12 protein-coding genes are annotated in these 13,806 nt (G+C 57.4%); 3 read left to right on the forward strand and 9 right to left on the reverse strand.

All coding sequences use genetic code 11. The features are described 5' to 3' along the window. Positions 1–57: 57 nt before the first annotated feature. Entirely contained in the window at positions 58–1,545 is a 1,488-nt protein-coding gene (locus M2422_RS02955) for an MFS transporter (RefSeq protein WP_064672602.1), read from the forward strand. Positions 1,546–1,622: 77 nt separating this feature from the next. Further along, positions 1,623–3,506, forward strand: coding sequence for a potassium transporter Kup (locus M2422_RS02960; protein WP_064672945.1), 1,884 nt, complete (start codon positions 1,623–1,625; stop codon positions 3,504–3,506). A 39-nt stretch (positions 3,507–3,545) separates the two neighbouring features. Here M2422_RS02960 and M2422_RS02965 read toward each other — a convergent pair whose 3' ends face one another. The 7 genes from M2422_RS02965 to M2422_RS02995 are packed head-to-tail and all read right to left on the reverse strand — an operon-like array spanning position 3,546 to position 9,997. Next, a complete protein-coding gene (locus M2422_RS02965) occupies positions 3,546–4,772 on the reverse strand; it encodes a Zn-dependent hydrolase (protein ID WP_064672601.1) in 1,227 nt (408 codons plus the stop codon). Then, on the reverse strand, positions 4,769–5,251 hold the full coding sequence (locus M2422_RS02970; RefSeq protein WP_064672600.1) for an L-2-amino-thiazoline-4-carboxylic acid hydrolase: 483 nt from the start codon (positions 5,249–5,251) through the stop codon (positions 4,769–4,771). Before M2422_RS02970 ends, M2422_RS02965 begins: the two co-directional genes overlap by 4 nt. Before the next feature lie 18 nt (positions 5,252–5,269). Next, positions 5,270–6,427: a branched-chain amino acid ABC transporter substrate-binding protein gene (locus M2422_RS02975; protein WP_064672599.1), complete on the reverse strand. Its 1,158-nt coding sequence runs from the start codon at positions 6,425–6,427 to the stop codon at positions 5,270–5,272. Positions 6,428–6,455: 28 nt separating this feature from the next. Continuing rightward, positions 6,456–7,175 carry an ABC transporter ATP-binding protein gene (locus M2422_RS02980; RefSeq protein WP_064672598.1) on the reverse strand — a complete coding sequence of 240 codons (720 nt, stop codon included), beginning with the start codon at positions 7,173–7,175 and terminating at the stop codon, positions 6,456–6,458. Next, positions 7,168–7,935, reverse strand: a complete 768-nt coding sequence (locus M2422_RS02985; RefSeq protein ID WP_039262838.1) for an ABC transporter ATP-binding protein — start codon at positions 7,933–7,935, stop codon at positions 7,168–7,170. Before M2422_RS02985 ends, M2422_RS02980 begins: the two co-directional genes overlap by 8 nt. Then, the gene (locus tag M2422_RS02990; RefSeq protein ID WP_064672597.1) at positions 7,932–9,038 is read right to left on the reverse strand and encodes a branched-chain amino acid ABC transporter permease; all 1,107 of its coding nucleotides are present in this window, start codon (positions 9,036–9,038) and stop codon (positions 7,932–7,934) included. The genes M2422_RS02985 and M2422_RS02990 overlap by 4 nt, the downstream gene beginning before the upstream one ends. An 8-nt stretch (positions 9,039–9,046) precedes the next feature. Beyond that, entirely contained in the window at positions 9,047–9,997 is a 951-nt protein-coding gene (locus M2422_RS02995; protein ID WP_064672944.1) for a branched-chain amino acid ABC transporter permease, read from the reverse strand. Between the two features lie 170 nt (positions 9,998–10,167). Here M2422_RS02995 and M2422_RS03000 point away from each other — a divergent pair, with 170 nt between their 5' ends. Then, positions 10,168–11,112 (forward strand): LysR substrate-binding domain-containing protein, encoded by a 945-nt coding sequence (locus tag M2422_RS03000; protein ID WP_064672596.1) that lies wholly within the window; start codon positions 10,168–10,170, stop codon positions 11,110–11,112. A gap of 55 nt (positions 11,113–11,167) precedes the next feature. Here M2422_RS03000 and M2422_RS03005 read toward each other — a convergent pair whose 3' ends face one another. Next, positions 11,168–12,277 carry a porin OmpC gene (locus M2422_RS03005; RefSeq protein WP_033145646.1) on the reverse strand — a complete coding sequence of 370 codons (1,110 nt, stop codon included), beginning with the start codon at positions 12,275–12,277 and terminating at the stop codon, positions 11,168–11,170. Between the two features lie 630 nt (positions 12,278–12,907). After that, positions 12,908–13,786: an aromatic amino acid DMT transporter YddG gene (yddG, locus tag M2422_RS03010; RefSeq protein ID WP_047060943.1), complete on the reverse strand. Its 879-nt coding sequence runs from the start codon at positions 13,784–13,786 to the stop codon at positions 12,908–12,910. Positions 13,787–13,806: the final 20 nt, after the last annotated feature.

Consider the following 13,806-nt stretch of genomic DNA (forward strand, 5'->3'; position numbering starts at 1 on the left):
CTTTACGTAGGATCACATCCTGGACATGTGTCCATGTTTTAAAAGAAAAGGAAATTTATGTTTCGTCAGTGGTTAGCGTTAGTGATTATCGTGCTGGTGTATATCCCGGTGGCGATCGACGCGACGGTGCTGCACGTGGCGGCGCCGACATTGAGCATGACGCTGGGCGCCAGCGGCAATGAATTGCTGTGGATCATCGATATTTACTCGCTGGTGATGGCGGGAATGGTGCTGCCGATGGGCGCCCTGGGTGACCGCATTGGCTTTAAACGACTGCTCATGATTGGCAGCACGCTGTTTGGCCTGTCGTCGCTGGCGGCAGCGTTTGCCCCGTCAGCAGGGTGGCTGATTGCGGCGCGCGCCTCGCTGGCAATCGGCGCGGCGATGATTATTCCGGCTACGCTGGCTGGGATCCGCACGCTGTTTATCAACGCGCGGGATCGTAATATTGCGCTCGGCGTCTGGGCCGCGGTGGGGTCCGGTGGCGCGGCGTTTGGCCCGCTGATTGGCGGTATGCTGCTCGAGCATTTCTACTGGGGCTCGGTGTTTTTAATCAACGTACCGATCGTGCTGGTGGTGGTTTCGCTGGCGGCGCGTTTTGTGCCTCCTCAGCAGGGACGCCCGGAGCAGCCGCTGAATATCAGCCATGCCATTATGCTGATTGTGGCGATTTTGCTGCTGGTCTACAGCGCAAAAACAGCCCTCAAAGGCGCACTGTCGCCGTGGGTGGTCGCGTCCGCGCTGGTTACCGGCTCGGTGCTGCTGTTTATCTTCGTGCGTATTCAGCTCCGCGCCCGCGTGCCGATGATCGACATGCGTCTGTTCTGCCATCGCATCATTTTGAGCGGCGTGGTGATGGCGATGACCGCCATGATTGCCCTGGTCGGGTTTGAGCTGCTGATGGCCCAGGAGCTGCAGTTTGTTCATGGCTTTACGCCGTTTGAAGCGGGAATGTTCATGCTGCCGCTGATGGTGGCGAGCGGGTTTAGCGGCCCGATCGCGGGTGTGCTGGTGGGGCGATTAGGGCTACGCATCGTCGCGGCTGGCGGAATGGGGCTCAGCGCCGTTAGCTTTATCGGCCTGTCGATGCTTGATTTCAGCACGCAGCAGCTGCTGGCTTCTGCCCTGATGGTTCTGCTCGGCTTTAGCGCCGCCAGCGCGCTGCTGGCCTCGACCTCGGCGATTATGGCCGCTGCGCCGAAAGAGAAAGCCGCCGCCGCGGGGGCCATTGAAACCATGTCCTATGAACTGGGCGCCGGGCTGGGGATCGCCATCTTTGGTCTGCTGTTGACCCGCAGCTTCTCTGCGTCGATTGACCTGCCGCAGGGGCTGAACGCCTCGCTCGCAGATAAAGCCTCGTCATCCATTGGTGAGGCGATGAAGGTGGCGCAGGATCTGACCCCGACGCTGGCGGAGTCGGTGATTGAGGCGGCGAAAAGCGCGTTTATCACCTCGCACAGCGTGGCGCTGGGCAGCGCGGGCGGAATGCTGCTGTTGCTGGCAGTGGGGATCTGGTTCAGCCTGGCGAGGGTCAAGCCGCAGTAATACAGGGCGCGCGGTTGGCACGGGTGGGGCAGATGGGCTATGTTTTTTAAAGGATTATCTGACTCTTGCTGGAAAATATGAGCCCTCGCCACAGCAGTGAACCGTCCCAACCGCTCTCCCGGTTAACCCTGCTTGCAGGGGGCGCGCTGGGCGTCGTTTTTGGTGATATCGGCACCAGCCCGCTTTATACCTTCCGCACGGTGCTGTCGCTCTCTGAGCATGACCCTACGCCCGGCGTCATACTGGGCCTGCTCTCCCTGATTACCTGGACACTCATCCTGGTAACGTCCATAAAATATGCCGCCTTCGCCATGCGAATTGATAATCATGGCGAGGGAGGCATCATGGCCTTAATGTCGCTTCTGGTGGAGAAAGGCAAAGGCGGGCGCTGGGTTATTTTTTCCGCCCTTATCGGCGCCGCTTTAATTTACGGTGACGGCGCGATAACCCCGGCTATCTCCGTGCTTTCTGCCCTTGAAGGGCTGGAGATGGTCATTCCTGAATCTCAGCCGTACATATTGCCCCTGACGGTGGCGGTTCTGCTGGGGCTGTTTCTTCTTCAGCCTTTTGGCACTGCGCGAATAGGGAAAATATTTGGCCCGGTCATGGCGGTTTGGTTTTTGGCGATTGCTGCCCTGGGCGTGCGGGGGATCGTACAACACCCCTCGGTATTGCTGGCCCTCAACCCTGCGTACGGCATCGCGTTTTTGTTTTCGAACGGGTACACCAGTTTCCTGGTCCTGGGCGGCGTTTTTCTCTGCGTGACGGGGGCCGAGGCCCTGTATGCAGACATGGGGCATTTTGGCAAAAAGCCCATCTGGCTTGCCTGGTACGGCATCGTCTTTCCTTCGCTGCTGCTCAACTATGCCGGCCAGTCAGCGCTGATTCTGGCCGGTGCCGACAGCAAACAAAACCTTTTCTATACGCTCTGTCCGCCGGTGCTGCAGGTTCCGCTCATCATTCTTGCCGCGCTGGCGACGATCATCGCCAGTCAGGCGATTATTACCGGCGCTTTTTCCATGACGCGCCAGGCCATACAGCTTGGCTGGTTACCCCGATTACGCATCAAGCAGACGGCGGCGGAAAGCTACGGCCAGATTTATATCGGGATAATCAACTGGCTGCTGATGGGGGTGACCATCGGGCTGGTGGTGTTCTTTAAATCCTCCGATAAGCTCGCCGCCGCGTACGGCATTGCCGTGTCGTTAACCATGCTGATGACCACGGGGCTGCTGTTTGTGGCAATGCGCGAAGTGTGGCGCTGGAGCCTGGCCAGCAGCGCGGTGATTGCCCTCTGTTTCCTGGTGATTGATGCCACCTTCTTGTTTGCCAATCTGATTAAGGTCCTGGAGGGCGGCTATATTCCGCTCCTGATGGCCGCCGCTATTTGTACGGTGATGCTGATCTGGCACCGCGGCGTTAAGGCGGTATCCGCATCGGTGGGCGAGAAGGGCGTCAGCGTGGATGCGTTCTTTGCCCAGCTTCAGCAAAAGACGGTGCCCAGAGTGGCGGGCTCCGCCGTCTTTTTGACCCGTACGCAGAACAATATCCCGCCGGTCATGCGCTGGCACGTCGCGCGAAACCGGGCGCTACAGCAGGATGTGTTGTCGCTTACCATTGATATTCTGAATGTGCCCTACGTGGGGGAAGAACAACGCATCAGGGTAGAGCAGCGCGCGCCGGGCTACTGGCACGGCGTGGCCCAGTATGGCTTTATGGAACATCCGGACATCCCGCGTTTGCTGCAGGGTGTCAGCGAGATTAACGCGCTTTTCGCCACGGATGACGCTACCTGGTATGTCGGGCATGAAACCATTGTGGCAGGCGAGGGTGAGGCAGGGATGGCGGCCTGGCAACGGCACATCTTTGCGTTCATGAAGCGCAACTGCACGCACGTCATCAACCACTATCACCTTCCCAGCGATCGGGTTGTCGAAATCAGCCGACGCGTTGCCGTGTAGACTCTGGCGAAAGCAGAGGTCCTCTGCTTTCGCACCGTTCTATCTCTCAAGGGCCGCAGACAGGACGCTATGCAATAACACATTCGCCCCTTTCTCCGCCCATTCTGGCAGGATCCTTTCCGCTTCGTTATGGCTGATGCCTTTCACGCAGGGGATAAAGATCATGCTGGCGGGCGCCATTTTGCTGACATAGCAGGCGTCGTGTCCCGCCCCGGAGACCATCGGTTTCGACGAATAGCCCAGTTCCGCCACGGCCTTCTCCGAACGCGCCAGGCATTCGGCGTCAAACGCGATGGGCGCGTAGTCGAAAATACGCTCAACGGCAGCCGCGACGCCGCGCAGGCTGAGGCTTTCAGCCACCTTATGCAGCGCAGCTTCCATGGCTTCCAGCGCCTGCTGCATAGGATGGCGAAACTCAACGCTGCATTCCACGCGAGACGGCACGACGTTGCGCGAGTTTGGCGTAACCTTCGCCATACCGATCGTCGCGCGTCCGTCCGGCGCATGCCGGTAGCCAATCTCTTCCACCTTCAGCGCCAGCTCTGCGAAGGCGGTCAGCGCGTCGCGGCGGCTGTGCATCGGCGTCGTGCCCGCGTGGGCGGCGAATCCGTCCAGCGTCAGGGTAAACCAGCGCTGGCCCATTGCCGCGCGGACTAACCCGATATCAATGGCTTCATCTTCCAGGATCGGGCCCTGTTCGATGTGCAGTTCGTAGCAGGCGTGAACCGGAAACGCGCGGGCAGGGGTTTCACCCCGGTAGCCAATGCTCTCCAGCGCTTCGCCCACGGTGATGCCATCGTTATCCGCGCGGGCATGGGCGTACGCTTCGCTAAACTGTCCCGTCCAGACCCCTGAAGAGAGCATGGCCGGCGCAAAGCGCGCGCCCTCTTCGTTAGTCCAGTTCACCAGCACAACGTCGCGTTCTGTCTCAACGTTATGATCGTTAAGGGTGCGCAGCAGCTCCAGCCCGGCCAGCACGCCGTAAACACCGTCGTAGTTACCGCCCAGCGGCTGGGTATCCACATGTGAACCCGTCATGACCGGGGCAAGCTGCGGTTTTTTCCCCGTGCGACGGATAAACATATTGCCCATGCTGTCGACCTCGCAGGTGAAACCTGCGTCCAGCGCCCAGTCGCGCAGCAGGTTACGCGCAATACGATCTTCCTCGCTCAGCGCCAGACGGGTCACGCCTCCGGCGGGCGTGCCGCCGATCTGCGCCATCATCTCAAGCGTTGACCACAGCCGTGCGGCGTTGACGCGGATCATGACTTGTCCTTACTGCTGCGGTAGCGGAAATCACAGCACGAACCGCCCTGCATGATGGTGGTCGTGCGGGTCAGCTTCACGTCAGGCGCATAGCCAACGATGAATTTTTCATCGCGCGCGCAGGAGAGCAGATGACCAATCTCGCCCAGCCCCATTTCGTGATACATCTCCGCGTAGCGACAGCGGGTTACGTTGTAGTTGTACTGCTGGTCGTCGGCGTCGATCACCTTCACGTCCAGGGCGTTATCTTTCTCCCACAGATACTGCAGGGCGATGAAACTCTTGACGTCCGCGCCGTTGGGTTCTTTGCTGGCAAAAGCTTTGCCAGCGTCAATCGCGGCCTGCTCAATGGCCTCGCCAATGACCGCCTGGGCGCGGGATTTTCCTATCTCGCGCACCAGGATTTCATAAATTGGCTTAATAATTTCTGCTTCAATTTTGCGGCGGGCGAGAATGCCCAGCTCGTTATTATCACTCATCACATTGCCCTCGCTGCGTTACTTCGCTTTTGCGCCACCCAGCACGGTCTGCGGCTGCCATTTGCCGTCGACAACTTTGTAAACGGTGAACGACGGCGATTTCAGGTTACCTTCTTTATCAAACGCGATCTGGCCGGTGACGCCGGAGTAGCTGATGGCGCGCAGGGCGGGCAGATAGTCGGATGGCTCAACGGAGTCTGCTTTTTCCATCGCCGCAACCAGCACGCGGGTGGCGTCATAGGCGAACGGGGCGTGCAGTTCGATATGGGTATGGTAGCGGGACTGATAGGCCTGTTCGAATGCCTTTCCACCCGGCATCTGGTCAACGGGCAGACCCGGCTCCAGCGCCACCACGCCTTCGCCTTCTTTCTGCGCCAGCTGCAGGAACGTCTGGCTGACAAATCCGCCCGCGCCCATCAGGGTGGCGTTCATGCTCAGCTGTTTGATACGACGCGCCAGCGGTGCGGCCTGGCTGTCAACGCCGCCGAAGAAGATCAGATCGGCGTTTTTACTCCGGATGGCGGTCAGCACGGCGCTGAAGTCCACCGTTTTGTCATCAACGTACTGACGATCGACAACCTTCACGCCCTGTGCTTCCAGCGATTTAATAAACTGGTCCGCCAGACCCTGACCAAAGGCGGTACGGTCGTCGATCACCGCAATGCGTTTGGCTTTCAGCGTATTGACCGCGTACTGACCGGCTAGCTGACCGCCGTCGTCGTCGTGGCCCATCACGCGAAAGCTGGTATCAAAACCCTGCCTGGTATAGGCGTGACCGGTCGCGACCGGTGCCACCTGTGCGATGCCCGCATCGTGATAGACGCGTGCGGCAGGAATGCTTGTTCCGGTGTTCCAGTGACCGACAACGCCCGCCACGCCGCTATCCACCAGACGCTGCGCCACGGCCACGGCGGTGCGCGGGTCGGACTGATCGTCTTCGGACTGCAGTTTGAAGGTCACCGCTTTGCCGCCGATGGTCAGGTGCTGCTTGTTAATGTCGTCAATGGCCAGCTGCGCGCCGTTCTCCAGGTCCTTACCGATACGGGCAGACGGGCCGGTGAGCGGGCCCGCCAGACCGATAACCACGGTTTCGCCGTCGGCGGCCCAGGCTCCGGTAGAGGCAAAACTGCCGAGGAGGATAGCGGCGCTAAGCGCACTGATTTTTACTGTTTTCATTGTATTTCCCTGATGTTGGCTGGTGTTGTTAAACGGGCATTTCGCCCAAATAAATCTGTGCAATCTGGTCGTCATTGAGCAGCGCTTTCGATTCGCCATGATGAACAATGCTGCCGCTGTCCATCACCCACGCGCTGTCGGTGACTTCCAGCGCGAGACGGGCGTTTTGTTCGATGAGTAGCAGGGCAACGCCGCGCTCGCGCAGGCTGGCAATGACGGCAAAAATGTTCTCGACCATCTTCGGGGCAAGGCCCATCGAGGGTTCGTCGAGGATCAGCAGGCGCGGGCGGCTGAGCAGGGCGCGGTTAAGGGCCAGCAGCTGTTGCTCACCGCCGGACAGCAGGCCAGCGAGCTGATGCTGGCGTTCTCCCAGGCGCGGGAAGCGCTCGAAGGTCTCGTTCATCTCACGCTTAACGGTGACAGTGTCACGCCTGAGCCAGGCGCCCATCTGCAGGTTTTCCAGCACCGTCATTCGGGAGAAGATCCCCCGGCCTTCCGGGACCATCACCAGACCGTCACGGAGCAGGGTTTCGGGCCTGTGCTTACGCACCGCTTTACCGTTGAATTCAATACGGCCGCTAAAGCTTTCCAGCCCGGTAATAGCGCGCACCGTGGAGCTTTTCCCCGCGCCGTTAGCGCCGATCAGCGTAGCCTGTTCGCCCTCGCGCAGGGTAAAAGAGACATCGCGTACGGCCTGAATGCCGCCGTAATGCACGTCCACGCGTTCCACCTTCAGTAATTCAGACATGGGCGTTGCCTCCAAGCCAGGCGGCGATCACCGCCGGGTCGCGACGCACGCTCTCCGGCGTGCCGCTGGCGAGCGTTTTGCCGTAATCAAGCACCGTCAGGCGATCGCAGATGCCCATCACCAGCTTGACGTCATGTTCAATCATCAGCAGGGTTTTGCCGTCATCGCGAAGGCGGATAAGCAGCTCGCCGAGCGCCACTTTTTCCGCTGCGTTCATCCCGGCGGCGGGTTCGTCCAGCGCCAGCAGCAGCGGATCCGTTGCCAGCGCGCGGGCAATCTCCAGACGTCGCTGATGGCCATACGCCAGATCGCAGGCGCGGTAGTGGGCGAACTTCGCAATGCCGGTGTACTCCAGCCAGTGCCAGGCCAGCTCCCGGGTCTGTTTCTCTTCTTCGCGAGCGCGTTTGTGACGGCTCAGCGCGGCCCACAGGCCGTTGCGGGTGCGCACGTGGCGGCCCACCATCACGTTTTCCAGCACCGACATGTCGTTAAAGAGGCGCACGTTCTGGAAGGTGCGCGCGATCCCGGCGGCGGTGACTTTCTCAATGTGCTTTGGGAAATAGGGCTTATCTGCAATGGAAAATTCACCGCTGTCCGCCGGATAAAGCCCGGTGATCAGGTTAAAACAGGTGGTTTTTCCCGCCCCGTTAGGACCAATCAGGCCGTAGATCTCGCCCTTGTTCACGGCGATCGAAACGTCATCCACGGCGGTAAGCCCGCCGAAGCGTTTGGACATGTTGCGTACGGTTAACAGACTCATGTATTCACCTCCTTGTGGCGTACCGGCCAGATCCCGGCAGGACGCACCAGCATGACCAGCACCAGCGCCAGGCCGTAGAACAGCTGACGCAGCACTTCCGGGTCAATCAGTACCGTACCGAACAGCGCCTGCTGAACCGGAGCTGCCTGACTGCGCAGCAGTTCCGGCAGGGCGGTGAGCAGTATCGCGCCGAGGATCACGCCCGGAATGTGTCCCATCCCGCCCAGCACCACCATCGCCAGCACGGCAATGGATTCCTGTAACGTGAAGGATTCCGGGGAGACAAAGCCCTGGAACGCGCCGAACAGGGCACCCGCCACGCCGCCAAAAGAGGCACCCATCGCAAAGGCCAACAGCTTATAGTTACGCACGTTGATGCCCATCGCGCGGGCCACATCCTCATCTTCACGGATGGCGTGCCAGGCGCGGCCAATACGGGAATGCTGCAGGCGCAGGCAGACAAAAATAATCGCCACAATCACCAGCATCAGCAGGTAGTACCACAGCCATAGCGCGGGCACTTTGAAACCAAACCAGTGGTATACGCCGCTAAACTTCAGGCCGAACAGATTCAGCGTATCCACCCCGGTAATGCCCTTTGCACCGTTGGTGATGTTCACCGGACGGTCGAGGTTGCGCATCAGGATGCGGATGATTTCGCCAAAGCCGAGGGTCACTATCGCCAGGTAGTCCCCGCGCAGCTTCAGCGTGGGAGCACCCAGTAAAATGCCGCAGACCGCAGCGACGAGCGCCGCCAGCGGAATAATCAGCAGATATGAGGTGTGCAGCCCGTCCGGGAACCAGACGCCGAGGAGAGGAAACACCTCCAGCAGGTGTGGCGAGGCCATCAGCGCGGCGAGATAGGCGCCGACCGCGTAAAAGGCGATAAACCCCATATCCAGCAGGCCCGTATAGCCCACCACAATATTGAGTCCCAGCGCCAGCATGATGTAGAGCAGGGCGAAGTCGATAACGCGCACCCAGTAGTTGCCGCCAAGCTGCGTGGCCACCACGGGAGCAACCAGCAGCGCGAGGCAGAACAAGCTCATGCCTGACCAGAATTTGCGCGTCGCCGCCGGGGTTTGTAGTTGAAGCGTTGTCATTGTTTCCCTCACGCCCTGTGCGCTACGCGCTCGCCCAGCAGGCCTGCCGGACGGAAGACCAGCACCAGAATCAGGACCATGAAGGCAAAGACGTCCTGATAGTTACTGCCGAAGACGCCGTGGGTCAGTTCACCCAGGTAACCTGCGCCCAGCGCTTCGATAATGCCGAGCAGGATCCCGCCAATCATTGCGCCACGAATGTTGCCAATGCCTCCCAGCACGGCGGCGGTAAAGGCTTTGATCCCGGGTAAAAAGCCCATCGAGAAGCTGGCGTTGCCGTAGTTGCTGGCCATCATGACGCCTGCCAGCGCGGCAAATACGCCGCCAATGGCGAACGTCAGGGTAATAATGGCATTGGGGTTAACCCCCATCAGCGTGGCCACGCGCGGGTTTTCCGCCACGGCGCGCATGCCGCGCCCCAGGCGGGTGTATTCCACCAGCAGCCATAGCCCCGTCATCACCGCAAGCGCCAGCGCCACGGTAACAATGCCGGTGACGGTCACAATGGCGGGGGGATGCATTTCACTTCCCGACGTTACGGCGATCGGTTCCATGGGCAGGATCTGCGGGAACATCAGCGGATTGCGCGTCCAGATAATCATCGCCACGGTTTGCAGCAGGACCGAGACGCCGATACCCGAAATAAGCGGTGCCAGGCGCGGCGCGTTGCGCAGTCGACGGTAGGCAAAGCGCTCTACGGCCATTGCCAGCAGGGCGCAAACGGCCATGGCAATCGCCAGGGCAACGCCAAGCTGCAACAGCAGAGGCATGTGAGGAAAGGTAGTGTTCAGGGCGTTAATGGCGGAAAGGGAGGTGAGCGCACCGACCATCAGAATATCGCCGTGAGCAAAGTTAATAATGCGCAAGATGCCATACACCATGGTATAGCCCAGCGCGATCAGCGCGTAAATGCTGCCCAGCATCACACCGTTGATCAATTGTTGTATGAGTGTATCCAACGTCTGTTCCCGCAAAGTCTTCTTTCTGCGGCTACCATCCGATAAATGAATTTAATTGTAAAATACACATATATTATTTCTTATGATAAACCGCTATTGTTTTATCTTAATGATTTATATGAAGATAATGTAATCGCGTTCTCTTGTGAAAAGCCTAAAGAAATCAACATATGAATAAAACAGAACAATTGGCGGGTTTGCCTGCGTATGCAGACAGCCGTCTGGCAAACGATCCGCCGCTTCGGGCTGTCCGTGCCTTTGAGGCCATCGCCCGGCTGGGCAGCGTCACGCTTGCCGCGCAGGAGCTGGATATTTCACCGTCGGCGGTCAGCCATCAGCTCAAGGTTCTCGAAGGGTATCTGCAAATGCCGCTGACGGAACGTCAGGGGCGCAGGCTGGTGCTGAGCCAGCACGGACGGGAATATTACCGTTCGATCCGTGCGGCGTTTAACGTGCTGCGCCAGGCAACGGAGCATCTGGCCGGGCAGGCGCAAACGCGTCAGGTCACCATCAGCCTGATCCCGCTTTTTGGCATGGGGTGGTTTATCCCGCGTCTGCCTGATTTTATGCGTGCCAATCCGCAGACCGAGATCAACGTAGTGTATGCCAACCATCGTAACTATCTGAGCGATGCGTCGGATATGTCGATTCGTTTTGGTAACGGCCAGTGGGCGGGCTATCAGAGCGAAAAGCTGATTTCCGGACAGATGGTGCCGGTGTGCAGCCGCGCGTTTTTGCGCATTCATGGCCATATCGACACGCCTGAGCAACTGCTGCAAATGCCGCTGCTGCATGATGAGGAGCGCACCACGTGGCCACAGTGGTTTCTGCTGCAGGGGGTAAAACGTCCTCTTCGGCGCAGCGGCCCCCTGTTTGAAGACGGGCTGTTAACGCTGGCGGGCGTGCAGGCCGGGCTGGGCTGCGCGCTGATGCGCGAGCCGCTGATCGCGCCTTATCTTGAGAGCGGCGAGCTGGTGAAGATATTTGACTTACCCATCGATGACGGGCGCGACTATCACCTCTGCGTGCGTTCGGATTCGGAGATGACCGAGGACGGTAAGCTGCTGCAAAACTGGCTGCGCCGGGCGGCGAGCGGGGAGCCGTCATCCGGGTAAAAGTGACGGATAAAAAAAAGCCAGCTTGTTCAGCTGGCTTTTGTACAGACAAGATTTAGAACTGGTAGGTCAGACCCAGCGCAACGATGTTGTCGGTACCGATGCCTGCCTGGCGAGTGAACTGGTTGTCGTCGAGCAGGTTGATTTTGTAATCCACGTAGGTGGACATGTTTTTGTTAAAATAGTAGGTCGTGCCAACATCGATGTATTTAACCAGATCCTGGTCGCCGAAGTTCTCGATATCTTTACCTTTAGACTGCAGGTAAGCGATGGATGGGCGCAGGCCAAAGTCGAACTGATACTGAGCCACAACTTCGAAGTTTTGCGCCTTGTTTGCAAAACCGTAGATGTCGCTGCGATTACCGTTAGAGGTACCGAAGCGGGTTGCGTTATAGGTCTGAGAGTACTGTGCAGCAAGGTAAATGTTGTTTGCGTCGTATTTCACACCACCGCTGTACACTTCAGCGCGGTCGCCTTCACCGTATACGCCAGCCGCATTCTGGTCAGCGGTACGACGTGAAGAGGACATTGCGCCACCCACGCTGAAGCCTTCACCCAGATCGTAAGTCAGGGACGCGCCGTAACCGTCGCCGTTCTGGTTCAGCAGGCTGCGACCGCTGGTGTTTTCACCGCTTACGCTGCCGTTTTTGCCCTGATACTGCAGAGCAAAGTTCAGGCCGTCAACCAGACCAAAGAAGTCCTGGTTACGGTAGGTCGCAACGCCGTTTGCACGAGACTGCAGGAAGTTGTCGGCACCGTAGGTGTCGCCGCCGAATTCTGGCAGGACGTCGGTCCAGGAGGTCACGTCGTAAATTACGCCGTAGTTACGACCGTAATCAAAGGAGCCTGCTTCAGCAAACTTCAGACCTGCAAACGCCACACGGGTCCAGGACTGGTTGTCGCCTTCGTCTTTGTTACCCTGAATCTGGTATTCCCACTGGCCGTAGCCGGACAGCTGGTCGTTAACCTGGGTTTCGCCCTTGAAGCCGATACGCATGTAGGTTTTATCGCCATCTGCGCCAGCGTCATCAGAGAAATAGTGCAGACCTGTTACTTTACCGTACAGATCCAGCTTGTTACCGTCTTTGTTGTAAATTTCGGCAGCGTTAACAACGCCTGCTGCCAGCATGGAAGTGACTGCCACTGCAACTAATTTAAGTTTCATCTTAAATGTTCCTTATAATTTTTTTTTGAGTATTTCCTGAACCACTGTAAACGATTTCTAAACGAGGCTGTTCGTCAATGGCATGCTATTTTTAAAAATCTCGTAGTCTTATTTCAATAATAAGTTTCAAAATATTAGAGATAATTTCAATTAGTGTGATCTCGATCGTGCAAAAAGGCGATTATTCAAACAATGCGACCGAATTTCATACGATTAATAATTGTGTATTCTGCGGGACTATTGCTATCGCTATAATTTCTGCGTGTTTTAGTCTATTGCGTTAGATTTCGGTATTGTCGATGCTTTGAGAGGGTTATTATTATTGTTTTGACTTAAGAACAGTAGGTTAGGGGTAAATCACGACGTATATTGCGAATATTGCCATGAACAGTCAGAAATGAATTATTGCATTTAATGCTATCCATGACGTTAATATTCGCAGTTAATTAATTTCATGGTGTTGTCAGTTTGTGTCAATTATCTTTTCGGCCGTTTACAGAAGACGGCAAATATAAACCGAATTTAAACGGAAATGCGATAATTATGATAAATATTCCGAGGAGCGATCACACTTTAAATTTATGTTAATTATGTTGCCGGGCTGAAATTCGCCCGGCCGTTAGAGAAGCATTATTTTCTTGTTGCGTACCAGCAGAGCAACGACCCGGCGCAGACCATCAGCGCGCCTTGCCAGAACGAGAATGAGAGGGGCGAACTCAGCACTGCGGCGGCAAGCGCGGCGGAGAGGACAGGGGTAAAATAGGATACGGCAGCGAGTACCGTGACGTTACCGTGAAGGATGCCAATATTCCATGCGGCGTAACCAAACCCAAGCGCAATACCGCACATGACCAGTTTCACCATCACCGGAAGCGTGAACACCATCTCGGGCTGATCGCTCAGGAAATATTTCACCCACAGGCTCAGCGCGGTCAGCAAAACAAACAGCGTAATGCCGTTTTGTCCTTTCGCAAATTTACTTGTGACCGTGCAGTAGGCGGCCCAGATAAATGCCCCGGCAAACGCCAGCGCGTAGCTCAGCGGGCTGGAAACGATATTGCGGGTTATTTCATCGAGATGTAAACCCTGTTCACCGCCCAATACCCAGCATACGCCCAGCAATGAGACGGCTAAGCCGGGGATCACCCACAGGGTCGATTTCTGCCCGTTGAACAAGATGGCAAACACAATGGTCAGGCTTGGCCAAAGGTAATTGACCATGCCCACTTCAATCGCCTGCGATCGCGTTGCGGCATAGCCCAGCGACAGCGCCAGGCATATTTCGTAGCTGACAAATAAAACGCTGCCGGCAATAAGATAGCGGGGTGAAAACCGCCTGATATCAGGAAATCCTACCGTCACCAGACACAGTAATCCGCTGAGGGTGTAGATCATCGCCGCACCGCCTACCGGGCCCAGTCCCTCACTCACGCTGCGAATAAGGCCGACCATGGTGCTCCATAACAGTATTGCCGCCAGCCCAATAAGCGTTGCTCTCTTTCTGTCCATTACTTCGCCATTGCAATAAA

The organism is Enterobacter sp. SLBN-59, assembly GCF_024807915.1.
GTDB classification, from domain to species: Bacteria; Pseudomonadota; Gammaproteobacteria; order Enterobacterales; family Enterobacteriaceae; genus Enterobacter; species Enterobacter asburiae_B.